16 protein-coding genes are annotated in these 18,367 nt (G+C 76.7%); 7 read left to right on the top strand and 9 right to left on the bottom strand.

From position 1 onward, the window contains the following. Positions 1–71: 71 nt before the first annotated feature. Together C1N80_RS08500 and C1N80_RS15945 are read right to left on the bottom strand one after the other, a co-directional pair. Complete coding sequence (locus tag C1N80_RS08500) at positions 72–743, bottom strand: TIGR03089 family protein (RefSeq protein ID WP_137770366.1); 672 nt, start codon at positions 741–743, stop codon at positions 72–74. Further along, the gene (locus tag C1N80_RS15945; RefSeq protein WP_137770367.1) at positions 740–1,810 is read right to left on the bottom strand and encodes a coenzyme F420-0:L-glutamate ligase; all 1,071 of its coding nucleotides are present in this window, start codon (positions 1,808–1,810) and stop codon (positions 740–742) included. The genes C1N80_RS08500 and C1N80_RS15945 overlap by 4 nt, the downstream gene beginning before the upstream one ends. Positions 1,811–2,013: 203 nt before the next feature. Here C1N80_RS15945 and C1N80_RS08510 point away from each other — a divergent pair, with 203 nt between their 5' ends. Genes C1N80_RS08510 through C1N80_RS15520 form a run of 3 tightly spaced genes read left to right on the top strand, consistent with a single transcriptional unit; the run spans position 2,014 to position 7,384 of the window. Beyond that, positions 2,014–2,307 (top strand): WhiB family transcriptional regulator, encoded by a 294-nt coding sequence (locus tag C1N80_RS08510; RefSeq protein WP_137770368.1) that lies wholly within the window; start codon positions 2,014–2,016, stop codon positions 2,305–2,307. A gap of 12 nt (positions 2,308–2,319) precedes the next feature. Then, a complete protein-coding gene (locus C1N80_RS08515; protein ID WP_137770369.1) occupies positions 2,320–5,670 on the top strand; it encodes a glycosyltransferase in 3,351 nt (1,116 codons plus the stop codon). After that, positions 5,663–7,384 carry a DUF5719 family protein gene (locus C1N80_RS15520; protein ID WP_168198067.1) on the top strand — a complete coding sequence of 574 codons (1,722 nt, stop codon included), beginning with the start codon at positions 5,663–5,665 and terminating at the stop codon, positions 7,382–7,384. The genes C1N80_RS08515 and C1N80_RS15520 overlap by 8 nt, the downstream gene beginning before the upstream one ends. Positions 7,385–7,437: 53 nt before the next feature. Here the strand turns inward: C1N80_RS15520 and C1N80_RS08525 are convergent, their stop codons facing one another. Continuing rightward, positions 7,438–7,893 carry a metallopeptidase family protein gene (locus C1N80_RS08525; protein ID WP_137770370.1) on the bottom strand — a complete coding sequence of 152 codons (456 nt, stop codon included), beginning with the start codon at positions 7,891–7,893 and terminating at the stop codon, positions 7,438–7,440. A 119-nt stretch (positions 7,894–8,012) separates the two neighbouring features. On the opposite strand from C1N80_RS08525, the gene C1N80_RS08530 reads away from it, so the two are divergent. Beyond that, positions 8,013–8,399 (top strand): DUF3499 domain-containing protein, encoded by a 387-nt coding sequence (locus tag C1N80_RS08530; protein ID WP_168198068.1) that lies wholly within the window; start codon positions 8,013–8,015, stop codon positions 8,397–8,399. Beyond that, the gene (locus C1N80_RS08535; RefSeq protein ID WP_137770371.1) at positions 8,392–10,053 is read left to right on the top strand and encodes a phosphomannomutase/phosphoglucomutase; all 1,662 of its coding nucleotides are present in this window, start codon (positions 8,392–8,394) and stop codon (positions 10,051–10,053) included. The genes C1N80_RS08530 and C1N80_RS08535 overlap by 8 nt, the downstream gene beginning before the upstream one ends. Positions 10,054–10,067: 14 nt before the next feature. Here C1N80_RS08535 and C1N80_RS08540 read toward each other — a convergent pair whose 3' ends face one another. Then, complete coding sequence (locus C1N80_RS08540) at positions 10,068–10,913, bottom strand: RDD family protein (protein ID WP_137770372.1); 846 nt, start codon at positions 10,911–10,913, stop codon at positions 10,068–10,070. 116 nt (positions 10,914–11,029) lie between these two features. On the opposite strand from C1N80_RS08540, the gene C1N80_RS08545 reads away from it, so the two are divergent. Beyond that, complete coding sequence (locus C1N80_RS08545; RefSeq protein ID WP_137770373.1) at positions 11,030–12,025, top strand: stage II sporulation protein M; 996 nt, start codon at positions 11,030–11,032, stop codon at positions 12,023–12,025. 90 nt (positions 12,026–12,115) lie between these two features. Here C1N80_RS08545 and C1N80_RS08550 read toward each other — a convergent pair whose 3' ends face one another. The 5 genes from C1N80_RS08550 to C1N80_RS08570 are packed head-to-tail and all read right to left on the bottom strand — an operon-like array spanning position 12,116 to position 17,409. After that, entirely contained in the window at positions 12,116–13,414 is a 1,299-nt protein-coding gene (locus C1N80_RS08550; RefSeq protein WP_137770374.1) for a DUF58 domain-containing protein, read from the bottom strand. Continuing rightward, positions 13,411–14,412, bottom strand: a complete 1,002-nt coding sequence (locus C1N80_RS08555) for a MoxR family ATPase (RefSeq protein ID WP_240811065.1) — start codon at positions 14,410–14,412, stop codon at positions 13,411–13,413. The genes C1N80_RS08550 and C1N80_RS08555 overlap by 4 nt, the downstream gene beginning before the upstream one ends. Then, positions 14,409–15,590 carry a DUF4350 domain-containing protein gene (locus C1N80_RS08560; RefSeq protein WP_240811066.1) on the bottom strand — a complete coding sequence of 394 codons (1,182 nt, stop codon included), beginning with the start codon at positions 15,588–15,590 and terminating at the stop codon, positions 14,409–14,411. The genes C1N80_RS08555 and C1N80_RS08560 overlap by 4 nt, the downstream gene beginning before the upstream one ends. After that, positions 15,587–16,222: a DUF4129 domain-containing protein gene (locus C1N80_RS08565; protein ID WP_137770375.1), complete on the bottom strand. Its 636-nt coding sequence runs from the start codon at positions 16,220–16,222 to the stop codon at positions 15,587–15,589. The genes C1N80_RS08560 and C1N80_RS08565 overlap by 4 nt, the downstream gene beginning before the upstream one ends. Next, positions 16,219–17,409: a glycerophosphoryl diester phosphodiesterase membrane domain-containing protein gene (locus C1N80_RS08570; RefSeq protein ID WP_137770376.1), complete on the bottom strand. Its 1,191-nt coding sequence runs from the start codon at positions 17,407–17,409 to the stop codon at positions 16,219–16,221. The genes C1N80_RS08565 and C1N80_RS08570 overlap by 4 nt, the downstream gene beginning before the upstream one ends. Before the next feature lie 218 nt (positions 17,410–17,627). Between C1N80_RS08570 and mtrA the strand changes: the two genes are divergently transcribed. Continuing rightward, a complete protein-coding gene (gene mtrA, locus C1N80_RS08575) occupies positions 17,628–18,323 on the top strand; it encodes an MtrAB system response regulator MtrA (RefSeq protein WP_137770377.1) in 696 nt (231 codons plus the stop codon). Positions 18,324–18,367 lie beyond the last annotated feature (44 nt).

Genomic DNA, 18,367 nt, shown 5'->3' on the forward strand with positions numbered 1-18,367 from the left:
CCCCGTGCGGGAGCGCAGGAGCGGATCGGGCCGGGCCCGTCCGGGGATCTCCCCGGGCGGGCCCGGCCCCGTCATGCGCGGCCGGTGACCGCCTCGTCGGCCACGGCCCGCTCGTCGAGCTCCTCGGCGGGGCCGACGATCCCGCCCCCGGCGAGCCATGCCCCGAGGGCGGCCCCGACGTGGCCGAGGCCGTCGCCGGGGACGAGCAGCCGCGGGACTCCCTCGTGGTCGCCCCCGGGCTGCGGGCCGGACCAGGCGGGCAGGGCGGCGGCGAGGCGGTCGGGGTGCGCGCGCACCTCCTGCACCCAGTCGTGCGCGAGCGGCGGCAGCACGCCCGCGAAGCGCGGGGCGAGGGAGACGGCGGCGAGGGCGAGCACGTCCTCGGCGTCGTCGGCGAGATCCGAGCCGGGACGGTCGGTGGCGAGCACGCGGATCCCGTCATCGGGCACGTCGTCGGCCCCCGTCGGGAGGATCTCGACCCGGGCGCCGAGCGACCAGCCGGCGAGGGCGAGCACGAGCCGCTTCCAGTGCGGCGGGAGGTCGAGCACGAGCAGGTCACCGCTCTGCAGGGCGACCTCCGCGTCGAGGTGGCCGATCGCCTTGGTCACCCAGTTCGCGAGGACGTGGCCGGACAGCTCGATGCGGCCGCCCTCCTCGTGCCAGGCGAGCGCGGGGCGGGGGCCGAGGGACTCGAGGGCGGCGAGCAGCTCGGTGCCGCGGCGCAGAGAGGGGGCGGTGGTCATGCGGTCTCCTCGTGGATTCTCACGTGCAGCGGGGGGAGCGGGACGGCGATCTCCTCGGCGGCCAGGGCCGTGCGCACCCGCTCGCCGAGGGTCGCGGCGTCGAGGAGACCCGCGGTCCCGGGTGCGGTGGGGTGCACGTCGATGCGGTCGGGGGCCGTGCGCTCGGCGCGGGCGGCGAGCGGGGCGGCTCCGCGGCGGGGGAGGGCGGCGACGGCGACGGCGCGGTCGATGCGCTCGTCGTCGGGCTCGGGGGACATGCGGGCCACGGGCTCGTCCTCGAGGGCGAGGCCGAGGGCCTGCCAGACGGACTCGAGGCTCGGCCGGCGGAACCAGTCGTCGCCGCCTGTGCGGGCAAGGCGTGCGGCGGGCACCTCGTCGCGGGGATCCGCGACGACCGCGCCGGCGACCCCGCGCACGATCGCGACGGGCACGCGGCTCGCCTTGCCCTTGACGAGGTCAGCAGCGGCGGCGAGCTCGTCGGCCAGGTCGCGGACGGTCACGTGGAGCGTGCGGCCGGTGTCGTCGGCCTCCCCGCGGAGGTCCTGGAGGGAGGCGATGCCCGCGGCGCCGAGGGCGACGTCCCCCACGCCCACCCGCCAGACCCGAGAGGAGGTGTCGGTCAGCAGCACGCCGAGCTCGACGCCGAGGGCGGCGACGAGGCCCTCCCGCAGCGTGCGGGCGCAGGCGTCGGGATCCTCGGGCAGCAGCAGCGGCCCCCCGGGAGCGTTGGAGCCGTCCACCCCGGCGGCGGCCATGACCGGACCGGAGGGGATCTCGACGATCGAGGTGACGCGCAGGGTGTGCAGGCGCCGAGCGACGGTGCGCACGGCGACCCGCTCGATCGCGGCGTCGCGGTCGGCGGGATCGACGGTGAGGCCGAGGGACTTGGAGACGATCTTCGTGGACACGCAGACGACGTCGCCGTCGCGGGGCCCGGCCGCGCGCAGGGCGGGGGCGAGCAGGGCGACGAGGTCGTCGCCGGCGGTGACCTCGGGCAGGTGGGGGACGGGGACGATCTCGACGTGGCCGGGCTCGACGGGGCGGGTCGTGGGAGGGGGCTGGGTCATCGGCGGGGTCTCCGATCGGGGCCGGCGGGTGGCCGACGGGCGGTCGGCGGGTGGTCGGCGGGAGGTGGGCACGAGGTGCTCCCCGCCGGGGTGACGGGGACCTCGGCGGGCGCCGCCCGCTTGACGGGGGAGAGTTACACGGGTGTATTTTAGGGGCGGACCAGGCCACTGGGGTCACCCTCGAGAGGAAGGAGCGGCTGGTGATGGACGATCAGGTCGAACCCGACGGGCGTGTCGAGCTGACCCTGCTGGATCATGCGCCGACCGAGGCCGAGGAGGAGCTCACGTGGCACGAGCGCGCCCTGTGCGCGCAGACGGATCCCGAGGCCTTCTTCCCGGAGAAGGGCGGATCCACCCGCGAGGCGAAGAAGGTGTGCGTCTCGTGCGAGGTGCGCTCCGAGTGCCTCGAGTACGCGCTGGAGAACGACGAGCGCTTCGGCATCTGGGGCGGACTGTCCGAGCGTGAGCGGCGCAAGCTCAAGCGCCGGGCGGTCTGACATCCTGTCCAGGTGACCTCGCGCCGCATCACTGCCGTCGTCCTGCTGTCCGGGACGTCGTCCGTCGACTCCTCCCGCGCCGCCGTGCAGGCCGTGCGCGATCAGACGAACCCCGCCGATCTCCTCGTGGCGGTCGCGCCCGCCGCGCTGGACCCCGAGGTGCTCACCGCCCTCGAGGGTGCCGCCGGCGCCGACCACCTGCTCACCACCTCCGCCGGGGTGGGACGCGCGGGGGCTCTGCGCGAGGCGCTCGACCTCCTCGACACGCTCACCCCCGCGAGCCCCGATGACGACGGGGACGCCGCGCAGGACCCCGCGACCGCCGACGCCACCCTCCCGTCCGAGGACCAGGACGCCGACGGCCGAGGCGCCTCGTCGGCCGGCCGCCGGGCGGCCGACGTCGACGTCGACGAGCTCGAGCGACGTCGCACCCAGGAGGCGGAGGACCTCGCCCGCGTCCCCGAGCGGCTCCGCCGACGCCGACGACGCGGCGGCCGCCGTGCCGCCGCCGCCGACCGCGACGACTGGCTGTGGATCGTCGAGGACGGCTCCCTGCCCTCCGCCGACGCGCTCGAGCAGCAGCTCGCGCTGCTCACCCGCTCCCCGTCCACCGCGGTCGTGGGCACCAAGCGCGTGCGCCACGAGGACGCCCCCGGGGAGGGCCGCTTCGCCCGTGCGGCGACCCTCGTGGACGTCGGCCTCAGCCTGTCCCGCACCGGCCGCATCGTCACGGGCGTCGACCCGGGCGAGATCGACCAGGGGCAGTCCGACTGGCGCCACGACGTCCTCGCGGTCGCCCTCTCCGGCATGCTCGTGCGGGAGCGGACCCTGCGCGAGCTCGGCGGCCTCGACCCCGTGCTGCCCGCCCCCTGGGCGGAGATCGACCTGTGCCAGCGGGTCTGGCGCGCGGGGGAGCGGGTCGTCGTCCAGCCCGCCGCCCGGACCGAGGTCCCCGCGCCGAGCACACCCTTCCTCGAGCGCCTCCAGGAGCAGCGGACGGGCCGGATCCTCGTCCAGCTCAAGCACCGCCCGCTCCCGGCGGCCGTGCTGCTCCTCGTCCTCCTCCCGCTGATCACGCTGCTGCGGATGGCGGGGGACGTCGCCGCGGTCCAGCCGCGCCGGCTCCCGGTGGAGCTGCGGGCCTGGGCCTCGGCGATGCACCGCGCTCCCGGCGTCATGCGTCGCGGGATGCGCGCCCGGCACCGGGCCCGAGTGCCCCGCGGCCGCCTCGCCCCGCTCTACCTGCCGCTCGGCGAGAGCCTGCGCCGCACGGCCGCCGACGTCTGGAACCGGCTCTTCGCGGACGACGACCGCACCCGCCGCATCCGCCGCACCACCTGGGGGATCGCCGGCACACGCCACGGCATCGACGACGCCGACTACGGACGGCACGTCGTCTGGACCGCCGTCGTGGCGCTCGCCTCCGTGGTGCTCGGGCTCGTCTCGCTGCGGGCGCTGTTCGGTCGCGGCGAGCTGCGCGGCCCCGGGCTGCTCGCCCTCCCCGCGGACTGGCGCGCGACCTGGGAGGCGGCCTGGTCCAGCTGGATCCCCGGCGGTCTCGGCACCCGCGGCCCGGCCGACCCGCTGATCCGGCTGCTCGGCCACCTCCCCGTGGACGGCGACCTGCTCGTCGAGGCGATCGTCTTCGCCTCCGTGCCCGTCGCCGCGCTCGCCGCCTGGTGGGCCGCCGGGGCGATCACCCGGGCGATCGGCGCCCGGCTCGCCCTGACCGTCGCCTGGGCGCTCGCCCCGGTCCTGCTCACGGGGCTCGTCGCGGGCGCCTGGCCGCTGCTGCTCGTGCACGCTCTGCTCCCGCTGCTCGCCCTCGCCGTGGGACGGGCGATCGGGCTGCCCCACAAGATCTCGCAGGCGAGCGTCTCCGCGGCGGCGGCCGCGGGCCTGCTGCTGCTCGTCATCGGTGCGGTGCAGCCGGTGCTGGTCCTCGTCGCGGCGCTCGGGCTCGCCCTGCTGGCCCCCGCGGTGCGCGGTCGTCGCTGGCGGCTGCTGTGGGTGCTCGTGCCGTCCCTCGCCCTGCACCTGCCCTACCTGGGCGTGTACGCCGATGCGCCGCGCACGCTGCTCGCCGTGGGCGGCATGCCCGCGACCGGCCCCGGGCTGCCGGACGTCGACGCCGTGCGCAGCGCCCTCGCGCCGCTCGCCGGCCTCACGGGGCCCACGGCGGCGGCCTTCCTCCCGCTGCTGCCCCTGCTGCCGCTCGTGCCCGTGGTGCTCGGCGCGCTCGTCGCCCCGTTCCTCGCGGGGCCCGCGGGCCGCGCCGGCCGGTTCTCCCTGCTGCTGGCCGCCGCGGTGCTCGCGGCGGGCCAGATCGCCCGCTCCGTCGCGGTCGCCGTGGACGGCGACCGGGTCGTGACGGCGGAGCTCCTGCCGCTGCTCTCGGTGCTCCTGCTCGCGCTGTCCGTGGGTGCGGCCGCCTCCTTCGACGCCCTCGCGCGCCGCGACGCGACGGTCTCCGGGCCGCGCCGCACGCTCACCACCGTGCTCGCCGCGGGCGTCGCCGCCGCATGCCTCGTCACCGTCGTCGGCTGGACGGTGCTGCTGCCGGGCCTTCTCGAGGTCGAGCGCACGGAGGCCGTCGAGGTCCCCGCCGCCGCCGCGGACCAGGGCCTCACCGACGCCCGCACCCGGGTGCTGACCCTCACACAGGACGAGGACGGCGCGGTGAGCGCCGGTCTCGTCGTCCACGGCGGCGAGAGCGCGCTGCAGCGGGCGGGGGTCGCCGATGCGCGCGATGTCGCGACCGTGGAGGCGGGGGAGCAGCTCGGGGCGGACCCCGGCTCGACCGCCCTGCGGACCTGGGTCGCCGGCCTGGTCTCGGGGGAGGCCGGCGCGGCCGACGAGGCCGCCACCTCCCCGGCCGTCTCCTACGTGCTGGTCCCCGGCGACCCCGCCGCGCAGGCGGATCTCGTCGCCGCCCTCGACTCCTCTCCCGCTCTCGAGAAGGTGACCGTCTCCGCGACCGGCGGGCTCTGGCGCGTGGTCGAGGCCCCGGCCCGCGCCGTCGTGCGCTCCGCGGACGACGCGACACCTCTCGCGAGCACGGTCGTCGACGCGCGGGGCACGGTCGCCGCCGCGCCCGCCGAGCGCACGGTCGTCCTCGCCGAGCGCTACGACACCGGCTGGACGGCGACCCTCGACGGGGAGCGTCTCGAGCCGACCCTCGTCGACGGCTGGTCCCAGGGCTTCGTCCTCCCCGCGTGCGCCGAGGGCGACCTCGAGGTGGGACGCTCGACGCCCTGGCGGCCGCTCTGGCAGGTGCTGCTGTACGCCGGCACGGGCCTGACCGCCCTCATCGCGATCCCCTGGCGCGCCCGGACCCGCAGTGCGGAGGAGCTCCATGCCTGACAGCCGTGACCGCGACGAGCTCGCCGACGCCCTCTCCGAGGACGGGGCGCCCCGCCCCGGGGAGGCCGCCGACGCCGCCGACGACGGCGGGGCCGGGAGCCCGCGCACCGGCGCAGGGCAGGACGCCTCCGGCGGGACCCGCCGCCGCCCCCTGCTCGCGCTCGGCGCGCTGCTCCCGCTCGCGGCCGCCGCGGCCGCCGTCGTCGAGCTGCCCCCGCGCGGCGCCCCGGAGGCGGAGCGCGCCGCGACGACCGCCCGCCCCGGGCCGCTGACCCTCCTGGTCCCCGGACCGGTGCAGGTGCCCCAGGAGGTGCTCGACACCGCGACCGACGCCGACCTCGCCGTCACACCGCCCTCGACGGCCGTCGCCGTGGGCGCGATCGCCCTCGAGACGGACTCGTCCCTGCTGTTCGGCCGGGTGAGCGGCTCCGAGACCCGGCGCGACGAGCAGGGGGAGGCGAGCGCCCCCGCGCTCACGCTCGAGGACGCTGTGAACACTGGGGGGAGCGCCCTGGACGCCACGGTGACCGCCGGGGAGGTCGGGAACACCGTGCTCGGCGCCTCCGCGGTCGAGGGGGCCGCACGGATCGGCGCGGCGACCGCCGAGGACGACAGGCCCGTGGCCGACGCCGTCCAGTCGACCCTCACCCCGAGCGGCGACTACCGCTCGCTCGCGCTCACCCGCGCGCTCCCGCCGAGCGCCGAGGGGATCTTCCTCGGTCTCACGACGACCGCCGGCTCGAGCGCCCAGCTCGTGCTCCGCAACCCCTCCTCGCGCCCCGCGACCGCCGCGCTCCAGGTCTGGACGCCCGACGGCCCCGCCGCCATGTCCGGGCGCAGCCAGGTGGTCGTCGCCCCCGGCGAGGAGCAGTCCGTGCTCCTCGAGTCGATCGTCCCGGACCAGGAGGCCCTCGCCCTCGAGGTCGCCGTGCAGGGCTCGCCCCTGGCCATGCACCTCCAGCTCTCCGAGCGCAGCGGCCTCACCCCGGGCGGCGTCGAGATCCTGACGCCGATCGCCGCGCCGGACCGCGATCTCGTCATCCCCGGCGTCGAGGTGGCGGGCACGGCCCCCACGCTCGTGCTCGCGAACCTCCGCGCCCAGGACACGACCGCGCAGGTCGAGGTGCTCGGACCCGACGGCGTGATCGACGAGGGCTCCCCGGGCGAGGTCCCGGTGACGGGGGAGTCCGTGACCACGCTCGCCCTCGAGTCCCTCCCCGACGGCGCCGTCACGGTGCGGGTGCGCGCGGACGCCGCGATCTGCGCCGCCGTCCGCTCCCCGATCGCGGGGGCGGATCTCGCCGGCAGCACCCTCGGCGCCCCTGTCGACCTCGCCGTGCTCGTGCCGGCACCTTCGCTCACGAGCAGCGGGATCGTCGCGCTCCCGCCCGGCGGGGGCCACGGCTGGCTCACCCTCGCGGCGGAGGCGGACACCACCTGCACGCTCATCACGGTCGCGGCGGACGCCACCACCTCCGAGCCGATCGTGCGGGAGCTCGCCGCCGACACCTCGACCGTGGTCGCCGACCCGTCCCTGCGCGCGGGCGGGGCCCAGCCGGTGGCCGTGGTGGTCGTGCCGGACCAGCCCGGGGCGGTCCGCGCCGCCTGGATGCAGCGGGAGCAGGACGGCGCGGGCGGCGTGCTGCACTCCGCGGTGACCGTCGTGCCGAGCGCCGCGACCGGCGAGGGCACGAGCATCCGGGTCGAGGACTGACCCCCACCTCGCGGGGGGGGGGGGGGGGCGGGTCCCCGGAGCTCGTCGGACCCTCAGTCCTCCCAGGCCTCCGGGTCGACGTCCTCCGCGGCCATGCCCAGCAGCGAGCCGATCTGCTCGGAGACCACCTGGCGCACGAGCGCCTCGAGCTCCTCGTCACCCGTGCAGCGGGTCGCGACGGGCCGACGGTAGAGCACGACCCGCGGCGGGTTCTCCCGGGTCGCGGGCAGTGCACGACCCAGCACGACAGGGGCGTCCTCCCACGGCGCCGGGTCCTCCGGCGGGACCTCCTCGACCATGACTTGGAGGTGCGCGAGGCGGCGCGGGAACCGCTCGGCGATCGTGGCGACGGAGTCCGCGACGAGGTCGTCGAAGCGCTCGCGGCGGCTGCGGTGACCGGGCAGGTGCGCGGGGATCAGGTCCCGGCGGAACCCCCGCCCGTGGCGGTCCCGCCGCCGGGGCGCGGAGCGCGGATCGGGCACGGCGCGTGCAGCGAGGTCCCTGTCCATGGGCGGCACTCTAGCCCTCCCTCCTGCGCGCCCCGGATCCGGACGGGGTGCCGCACGACACCCCGGACCGGGCGGGCGATGCGGCCTGCGACCCCGCGGGCCTGCGTAGAATCCGGGGCGTGCCTGCACGTGAATGCTCCCGGACCGCCTGCTCGCGACCAGCGGTGAGCACGCTCACCTTCGTCTACGCGGACTCCACGGCCGTGCTCGGACCGCTCTCGCGGCACAGCGAGCCGCACACCTACGACCTCTGCGCCGAGCACGCCTCCCGCACGACCGCCCCGCGCGGCTGGGAGCTGCTGCGGGTCGAGGGCGGGCACGAGGTGCCCGACGAGCTCGTCGCCCTCGCCGACGCCCTGCGCCCGCCCCGTCCGGTCGACGACGTGCCCGGCCCCGCGCCGCGCACGGACCGCGCCGAGCGTGCGGGACGCGCCGGCACCGCACCGTCCGCCCCCGCCGCCGACGGCGGGCGCCACCTCCGCGTCGTCAGGAGCGCCGATGACTGAGCAGCAGGCCGCGGACCTCCGCGGCATCGTCAAGAAGTACGACGTCCGCGGGGTGGCCGGGACCGAGCTCACCGAGGAGATCGCGCGCGCCCTCGGGGCGGCCTTCGCGGACCTCCTCGACGGGGCGCCGATCATCGTCGCCCATGACATGCGCCTCTCCTCGCCGGCCCTGGCCGCCGCCGTCGCCGAGGGCGCCGCGCACCGCGGGTCGACGGTCGCGGAGGCCGGACTGTCCTCGACGGACCAGCTGTACTGCGCCTCCGGCCAGCACGACGCCGCGGGCGTGATGATCACCGCGAGCCACAACCCCGCCCCGGACAACGGGCTCAAGCTCACCCGGGCCGGGGCGCGCGCGATCAGTCGCGAGACGGGGCTCGAGGACGTGCGCCGCGGCGCCGAGGCCTACCTCGCCGCCGGCGTGATCCCCGAGCGTGAGGGCGGCCGTCGCGCACAGCTCGACACGCTCGAGGACTACACGGCGCTGCTGCACCGCCTGGTCCCGCTCGGCGGCCGCCGGCGCCTGCGCGTGGTCGTCGACGCGGCGGACGCCATGGCCTCCCTCACCGTCCCGGCCGTGCTCGGGAGCCTCGAGCACCTGGACGTCGTGCCGCTGCACTTCGGGCTCGACGGCACCTTCCCACACCATCCCGCGAACCCGCTGGACCCCGCGAACCTCGTGGACCTCCACGACGCCGTCCTCGCCGAGGGGGCGGATCTGGGCCTCGCCTTCGACGGCGACGCGGACCGCTGCGTCGTCCTCGACGAGCAGGGGCGCCCGGTGGACCCCTCCGCCGTGACCGCGCTCATCGCCGGCCGCGAGATCGCCCGCGCCCGCGCCGCGGGGGAGGAGCGGCCCGTGGTCGTCGCGAACCTCGTCTCCTCGCGCCACGTGCCCGAGGTGATCGCCGCCGCGGGCGGCGAGGCCGTGCGCTCGCCCGTCGGCCACTCGCTGATCAAGGCGATCATGGCGGAGCGGAGCGCCGTCTTCGGCGGGGAGCACTCGGCGCACTACTACTTCCGGGACTTCTTCTTCGCCGACTCGGGCCTGCTCGCCGCGATGCACGTGCTCGCCGCGCTCGAGGAGTCCGACGGCCCCCTCTCCGCGCTCGTCGCGGAGCATCAGCCCTACGCCGCGAGCGGGGAGCTCAACACGACCGTCGCCGACCCCTCGGCGGCGCGCGAGCGCGTGCGTGCGGCGCTCGGCGCGCGTCCCGGGGTGGAGGCCGACGACCTCGACGGGCTCACCCTCACCCACTGGGGCGATGACGTGCCCGCCGCGGAGCGCTGGTGGCTGTCCCTGCGCTCCTCGAACACCGAGCCGCTGCTGCGTCTGAACGTCGAGGCCGAGGAGGCCGCCCTGATGGAGTCCGTCCGCGACGAGGTCCTCGCGATCGTCACCGATGCCGATGCCGATGCCGATGCGGGTGCTGGTGGTGCTGCAGGTGCCGGGGCGGGCGGCTCGCTGCCCGCCGGGGCGAGCGGTGTCGACGTGCCCTCCTGGGTGCGTGCCGTGCTCCGCTGCCCGGACTGCGGCGGCTCGCTGCAGGACGCGACCGTGGGGCTGCGCTGCGAGGACTGCGGCCGTGTGCACGCGGTCGAGGGTGGGATCCCCGTCCTCATCGCCGGTCGCGCCGAGGCCCCCGACGGTGCCTGACCCCCGCGCCGCCGTCAGCGGCTGAAGGGCAGCGCCCGCATCTCCGCGCCGAGCTCGCGCCGGCGCGCGTCCGAGCGGCGCAGCCGGGTCTCGTCCCGGAAGGCGCGCTCGGCGACGACCGCGGCGAGGAACGCCTCCTGGTCCGTCCCCGGGGGAGGCGCCGGCGCGACGTGCGGCAGCGTCCGCTGGACGAGGTCGCGCGCCAGGGCGCGCCGGGACTCCGGATGGATCCTCTCCGCCCGCGGGAGGAAGGACCGGATCTCCTGGACGAGCGGCGCGGGCAGACGCCCCAGGTCCGCGGCGCGCGCCCACGGCTCGAGCGCCGCCGGCAGGGTCAGCGGCTCCGCGCTCCGGTGGCGCATGCGCTCCTGGAGGACGAGGGTGCCCGCCATCATGTCCCCGAGCCGGCGGGACCGACGATCGATGACCGAGCAGGTCAGGGCCAGGGCCCCCGCCGTCGCCCAGATCTCGAGCATCGCGCACACCGCGCGCAGGAGGCTCTGGCGCACGTGCAGCGGGCCGCCGTCGTCCCGCACCACCCGGGTGCCCACCACGAGCCGTCCCAGGGAGCGGCCGCGGCCCAGCGTCTCGCACAGCAGCGGATAGCCCACGTAGGCGCTCACCGCGGTGACCAGCAGGGCGGCGGTCGCGAGTCCCGTGTCCAGGGACAGCGCCGTGGCCGCCCAGGCCACGGCGACGGACCCGCCGATGAGCAGCAGCAGCTGGACGGCGCCGTCGATCGCTCCGGAGAGCATCCGCACGGCGAAGGAGGCGGGCCGCAGGTCCAGAAGCACCGCCTCACCCGTGATGAGCGCATCGCGCGTGCTCGCCGCCGCCGGGGCGGCCCCCGTGGTGACCATGCGCCCATCCTGGCAGGCGGGGCGGCGCCGGGCACGCATCGAGCGTCGGCCTCCGGCCGGGGCGCATGCGACTTTCGTCGGCCTCGGCGACGGCGGCGCGGTCCTAGTCTGGGCCGGTGGACATCGACGCCGTCATCGCCGTGCACCGCCCGCAGTGGGAGCGGCTGCGCGAGCTGACCTCCCTCCGCCGCCTCGACGCGGCAGAGATCGACGAGCTCGTCGCCCTCTACCAGGAGACCGCGACCCACCTCTCGGTGGTGCGCTCGACGACGCCGGACCCGTCCCTCACCGCGGAGCTCTCGCTGCTGCTGCACCGGGCCCGGCTGCGGATCACCGGTGTGCGGATCGGCACCTGGGCGCAGCTGCGCGGCTTCATGCTCGTGGACCTCCCGGCCGCCCTGTACTCCTCCCGACGCGCTGCGGCGCTCGCGGCGGGGATCTTCCTCCTCGCGACCGTGGTCACCGGGCTGTGGTTCGGCCTCGACGCCTCGGCCCGGGACCTCGTGCTCCCGCAGGAGGCGCAGGAGGAGCTCGTCGAGCACGACTTCGTCGCGTACTATTTCCAGGGCCAGGCCTCGGGCTTCGCCGCCCAGGTGTGGACCAACAACGCGTGGATCACCGTGCAGGCCGTCGTCCTCGGGGTGACCGGGGTGTGGCCGGTGCTCATGCTGATCCAGAACGGGCTGAACGTCGGCCTCTCCGCCGGGGTGATGGGGGCCTACGGCGGGCTGCCCACCTTCTTCGTCTACCTGCTCCCGCACGGGCTGCTCGAGATCACGGCGCTCATGGTCGGCGCGGGTGCCGGCCTGCGCACCTTCTGGGCGTGGGTGCGCCCGGGGGTGCTGCCGCGGGGCTGGGCGCTCGCACGCACCTCGCGGGCGCTCGTGACGGTCGCGATCGGGCTCGTGCCGGTGCTGCTGGTCTCGGGCCTCGTCGAGGGCTTCGTGACGCCGAGCGCGCTGCCCGCGCCGGTGCGCCTCGGGATCGGGGCGATCGTGTGGATCGCCTTCCTCGCGTACATGCTGGTGCTGGGCCGTCGCGCCCACCGCGCCGGTGCCCGCGGCGACCTCTCCGAGGAGCTCGTGGGCGCCCGCGTCGCGGTCGCCGGCTGAGCAGCGACCTGCGGCGGGTCGAGACCGGCCGGCGGATCGGTGACGGCCGACGGCGCAGCGCCGACCCTCGGCTCGGGGCCGGCCGGCGGCTCAGAGCCGGCCGGCGGCCTTGAGAGCGAGATAGGCGTCCGCGAGGGCCTGCGGCGCGCGCTCCGGCGGGGCGTGCACGACGTGCACGCCCGTGCGCTCGAGGGCCCGCGCGGTGCCCGCCGCCCGGGCGCGGGCGGTCTCCGCGGAGGCCGCGGCGTACAGCGCAGGGACGTCCTCGCGTCCCGCGGCGAGCTCGTCGAGGGCGGGATCGGAGACGGAGCCGATCACCACCGGATGATCGGCGGCGAGGCGCGCCGTGACCGGGAGCAGGGCCCCGTGCACGGTCGTCGCGTCCACCGGGGTGAGCAGGACGACGAGGGAGCCGCGGCGGGTGCGCTCGCGGATCCGCGCCGCGGCGAGCTCCCAGTCGGTCTCCACGAGCGCGGGGTGCACGGGCGCGGTCGCGGAGACCATGTCGTGCAGGGCGGTGCCGCGCCGCGAGCCGATCACCGAGAGGTGCTCCACGCGGTCCACGCACAGCAGGTCCACGCGGTCGCCGGCCTGGCCCGCGAGCGCGGTGAGCAGGAGGGCGGCGTCGAAGGCCGCGTCCAGGCGCGTCCCCTCGCCGAGGCGCACGGCTCCGGTGCGCGAGGTGTCGACGACGACCAGCACGTGCCGATCGCGCTCGGGGCGCCAGGTGCGCACCACGACGCTGCGCCGCCGGGCGGTGGCGCGCCAGTCGATCGAGCGCACGTCGTCGCCGTCCACGAAGTCCCGCAGGGAGTCGAACTCGGTGCCCTGCCCGCGCTGGTGGACCGCGGCGAGCCCCTCGATCTCCCGCAGGCGCCGCACGCGCGAGGGCAGGTGGCGGCGGGCGCCGAAGGGGTGCAGGGCGAGCATCCTGCCCGGGGCGTCGATCCGTGCGCTGCGCCGCGCGAGGCCGAGCGGTCCACGGGAGTCGATCACGAGCGCGCGCGAGGAGTGCTCGCCGCGGCGGGTGGGCGTGAAGCGCTGGGCGATCTCCCGGCGCTCGTGCGCCGGGACGTCGACCGCCGCGCGCGGGGAGTCGAGGCCGGCGGTCGGGTTCCAGGCGTCGCGCACCTGCAGGCGCGCGCGTCGCGGGCCGGGGTTCGTCAGCAGCAGGCGGCCCGTGCCGGTCCCGCCCAGCACCACCTGGGCGGGGGAGCGGCGCACCACCTGCAGCCGGCGGGGGGAGGGGGCCGCGAGCGCGTCGCCGAGGACCACGAGCAGCCACACCGCGGCGCAGGCGAGCACGGTGCCCCAGGACGGCCACAGCACGAGCACGGGCAGGGCGAGCAGCCCGGCCGGTGCGGCGCGCAGGGTGGGCGAGATCCTCACCGCGGCACCGGGACCGAGGCGAGGGTCGCCGCGAGCACCGAGTCCACCTGGGTCCCCTCGAGCTCGGCCTCGGTGGTCAGGCGCACCCGGTGCCCGAGGGTCGCGGGCGCGAGCGTCTTGACGTCGTCCGGGGTGATGAAGTCGCGACCGGCGAGGTAGGCCCAGGCGCGCGAGGTGCGCAGCAGCGCGATCGCCCCGCGCGGCGACACCCCGAGGGCGAGGCTCGGGGAGCGGCGGGTCGCCCGGCAGACGTCGACGATGTACTGCACGACCGGCTCCTCCGCGGCGACGGTCGCGACGTCGGCCTGCGCCCGGTGGAGGGCCTCCGCGTCGACCACGGCCCGCAGACCGGTGGCGGCGAGGTCGGTCGTGTCGAAGCCGTCCGCGTGGCGGCGCAGCACGTCGATCTCGTCGTCCCGCTCGGGCAGGGGCATGACGGCCTTGAGCAGGAAGCGGTCCAGCTGCGCCTCGGGCAGGGCGTAGGTACCGTCGAACTCGATCGGGTTCTGCGTCGCGACGACGAGGAACGGGTCCGGGAGCGGTCGCGGCACGCCGTCGACCGTCACCTGCCGCTCCTCCATCGCCTCGAGCAGCGCGGACTGCGTCTTCGGGGGCGTGCGGTTGATCTCGTCGGCCAGCAGGAGGTTCGTGAAGACCGGGCCCTCGCGGAAGACGAGGTCGCTCGTCGCGTTGTCGTAGACGAGGGAGCCGGTGATGTCGCCCGGCATCATGTCCGGGGTGAACTGGACGCGCCGCATGCGCACGTCCAGCGCGGCGGCGAGGGAGCGCACGAGCAGGGTCTTGGCGACGCCGGGGACGCCCTCGAGCAGCACGTGGCCGCGGCACAGGAGCGCCACGACGAGGCTGGTCACGGCGGCGTCCTGGCCCACCACGCCCTTGTGGATCTCGGAGGCGAGGCCCTGCAGGGCGTCGCGCGCGGGAGCGGATCCGGCGGTCCGGTCGAGGGGAGGCTCGGGGGAGGGGGCGGGGGTGGTCATCGGTCGATCTCCTTCTCGAGGGCGTCGAGGTCGTGGGCGAGGCGGAGCAGCTGCTGGTCGTCCGCCACCGGACGGTGCTCGAGCAGCGCCCGCAGGCGGTCGGGGGACAGGGAGGTGTGCGGGGCGAGCGCGGCGAGCAGCGCGTCGAGGGAGGTCTCGTGCCGCTGGCCGAGGCGGGCCGCGAGACGGCCGGCGGCGGCGGCGCGCAGCGCGGAGGCGGCGGCCGTCCGCTCCGAGGCCCTCTCGAGCAGACGCGCCCGGCCGAGCACGAGCTCCTCGCCGCGCGCCGTGACGGGAAGCGGCTCGACGACGACCGGTCCCTGGCGTCGGCCGGCCGCGACCAGGGCGACGACGACCAGCGCCATCAGCCACAGCGCGACGGGGCCGGTCCAGCGCGGCAGGTGCGTGAGCAGGGACGGCGCGGTGAGGGCGAGGGGATCGGTCGCGGAGGGCACGTACCAGGTGAGCGTGTCCTCCGCGCCGAGCAGGTTCAGGGCGAGCGCGGCGTCGTCGGCCCCGGTGATGCACTCGTTGGTGAGGACGTCCGCCGCGCCGAGCACCGTGATCGACCCGTCGGAGACGAGGAGGGAGCCGCCGCCGGCGTCGAAGCAGCCCTCGGCGTCCCCGCGCACCGCATAGGTGCGGGCGGCGCCGAGCCGGCCCTGGTCGGCGAGCGCGCCGTCCTCGCCGCGCACGGCGAGGGCGCGGGCCCCGTGGGCGAGGTCCCCGCAGTCGCCCGCGGGGACGGTCGCCTCCCCGGCGATCGAGCCCGCGGGCTCGACGTCGTCGGTGAGCGCGGCGAGGGTGAGGGCGTCCGGTGCCACGAGGACCAGGTGCCCGGCCCCCGGTGCGTCGAGGGACGAGGCCAGCAGGTCGAGCTGGGCGGGGGAGAGGCCCTCGGCGTCCGCGAGGAGCACCGTGCCTCCGCCGCGCAGGTCCCGGGCGGCGTCGCTCGTATGGCGGGCGGTGCCGACCTCGGTCCCGGTGTCCCCGAGGACGCGCACGACCGCCCGGCTGCCCTGGGGCGTGGGGGCGTCCGGCTCGAGCGCGCCGTCGCGGTAGGAGCCGCGCAGCACGGTCACGGCGACCGTCGCGATCAGCGCGATCGCGATCGCCGCCGTGAGGAGGACGCGGGAGCGCGGGATCGCGCGCACGCCGGTGGGGGTCGGCGCGGTCACGGGGCGGTCACCGCGGGCGAGGGCGCGGGGGCCGCGTCGAGGTCCGGCGCGGACTGCGCGACGTACTCGGCGAGCCGCAGCAGGTCCTCCCCGTCCTTGAGCTGCGCGCTGCGTGAGGAGTAGGCGGCGGTGTCGAAGGCGGTCGCCCCGCGCTCGAGGCGGTGGCGGAGGTCGGGGAAGAAGCGTGCGGCGACCGCGGCGGCCTCGTGCGCGGTGAGGCCCTCGTCGGCCTCGAGCAGGGTGCGCTCGTCGAGGTCGCGGACGAGGGCGCGCAGGGCGAGCACCGTGGCGTCGTCGGCGCGGTGCTCGGTGAGGGCCTGGGCGGCGGCCTCCCGGAGCTCGGTCCCGGTGAGGGCGGACTCGGCGACGAGCGAGGAGGAGACGGCGAGGCCCGCGCTGCGGCGCAGCAGTCCCGTGCGGCGAAGGACGAGCACGACGACCGCGACGAGGACGAGCGCCGAGAGCACGGCGAGCGAGCCCTGGATCACGGAGCTCGCGCGGACGCCGTCCATGAGCGCGGTGAACCACAGCTCGAGGCGGTGCAGCACCCAGGCCACGAATCCCTCGGAGTCGGCGTACTCGCGCTTGGCGAGCTCCTCGTGCAGGCGCCGCCGCGCCTCCTCGGGGGTCACCGGTGCCCGCCGAGCGGGCCCGCGCCGCTGTGCTCGCCGAGTCCGGCGCGCTCACGGGCCGTGCGGGCGAGCTCGACGTCCCAGGCCTCGTCGCGCATCCGGACGTCGGCGTAGAGCGCGGCGAAGGCCGCGGCGCCGAAGGGGGCCAGGAGCGCCTGGGCGACGAAGGAGCCGAGCATCGTCGCGATCGTGAGCAGCGTGATGCCGAGGACGATCGCCTCGAAGGAGCTCGCGAGCAGCACCGCCAGGTAGGCGATCGTGCCGATCGTCCCGAAGACCCCGGAGACGACCTGGACCGCGATCGTGAACAGCACGGTGACGAGCACCGAGACGCCGAGCACGCGCCACTGGCGGCGGCCCGAGGTCAAGTGCAGGGAGCGTCGCAGCGCGGCGACGGGGCCGAGCCCCTCCACGGCGAGGGCGGGCACCGCGAGCACGGTCCGCGCCCAGACGTACACCGTGGCGAGCAGGCCGATGACGAGGCCGACGACCAGCAGAGACACGGTCACGGCGTCAGCGCTGCCCGTGAGGATCAGCGGGAGCGCGCCGAGCACCGCGGGGACGAGAATCGCGAGGACCAGGAGCACGTTCGTCAGCAGCGCGGTGAGCACGGCGGTCGGGGCGAGGCGCCGGGCCGCGGCCCACACGTCGACGGGGGCGTCCGGGGAGGGATCCGTCGCGGCGTCGATCGCGATCCGGCTGAGCGGGGCGAGCACCACGGCGGTCGCGACGAGCATGATGAGGGAGGTGGCCACGGAGCTGACCGCCGTGAGGACCATGTCCCCGACGGAGCCGAAGACGTCGGTGGAGCTGCCCGCGGCGGAGGTCGAGGTCTCCTGCATGATCGCCCGGAGGTCGCCGACCATCGGCGCGAGCCCCACCCCGGTGAGCAGGCCGGTGAGGATCGTCGCGCCGCCGAACACGGCCGCGGAGAGCACGAGCACGGGACGCGCGCGGAGGCGGTAGATCCGGACGGCGGCGCCGAGGATCTCGCCCACGCCCAGCGGTCGCAGCGGGAAGAGGGGGAGGTGCAGGGCGAGCTCGCGGGCGGGCCCCGTGGGCAGGCCCCCCGGTCGCGGGGCCCCCGCGGGCACGGCGCCGAGAGGGTCCTGGTCGTCGGGGGCGCCCTGGCCCTCCTGCGGTCCCTCTGGTCCTGCGGCGCCGGGGGCGGTCCAGCCGGTGCTCATGGGATGGTGCCTCCTCGGCAGCTGCTGCGGGTCGGGGTCGGTGTCTTGTCCGGGGCGGCGCGGATGTGGGCGGGCGCCGGCACGGCGACGGTCGTGCCGCTCCAACGTACGGCCTCGGCGGGCGCGGGCCCTCCGACGAACGTCGATCGGGCCCTGCCCCGAGGGTGAGGGCGCGCGAGCTCCCCACCTGCACGGGGTGCGGGCGTGACGGTGGCACAATGACCCTCATGACGACGCCTTCACGGATCCTCGTTGTCGACGACGACCAGGCGATCGCCGAGATGGTCGGCATCGTGCTGCGCGGAAAGGGCTTCGAGGTCGCCACCTCGCCCGACGGCGCCTCGGCGCTGGAGACCTTCCCGCGGCTGAAGCCCGACCTGGTCCTGCTCGACCTCATGCTCCCGGGCATGGACGGCATCGAGGTGTGCCGCCGCCTGCGGCGCGAGTCCGGCGTGCCCATCATCATGCTCACCGCGCGCTCCGACACGGCCGATGTCGTCGAGGGGCTCGAGGCCGGGGCCGACGACTACCTCACCAAGCCCTTCGAGCCCGACGAGCTCGTCGCCCGCATCAAGGCGCGCGTGCGCCGCGCGGACGCGCCCACCACCGAGTCCCTCGCGATCGGCGACCTCGAGATCGACGTCGACGGCCACGAGGTGCGCCGCGCCGGCGAGGTCATCCCGCTGACCCCGCTCGAGTTCGACCTCCTGACGCAGCTCGCCCGGAAGCCCTGGCAGGTGTTCACCCGCGACGTGCTGCTGCGGGACGTCTGGGGCTACCGCCACAGCGCGGACACCCGCCTCGTCAACGTGCACGTGCAGCGGCTCCGCTCGAAGATCGAGCACGATCCCGAGAACCCGCGCATCGTCGTGACCGTGCGCGGCGTGGGCTACCGCGCGGGCGGCGCGGTCTGAGCGAGCAGCGGAGCCCCTCCGAGCCCGCCCCGGAGCGCGGTGCG

This window comes from Brachybacterium sp. SGAir0954 (assembly GCF_005490785.1).
Taxonomy (GTDB): Bacteria; Actinomycetota; Actinomycetes; order Actinomycetales; family Dermabacteraceae; genus Brachybacterium; species Brachybacterium rhamnosum.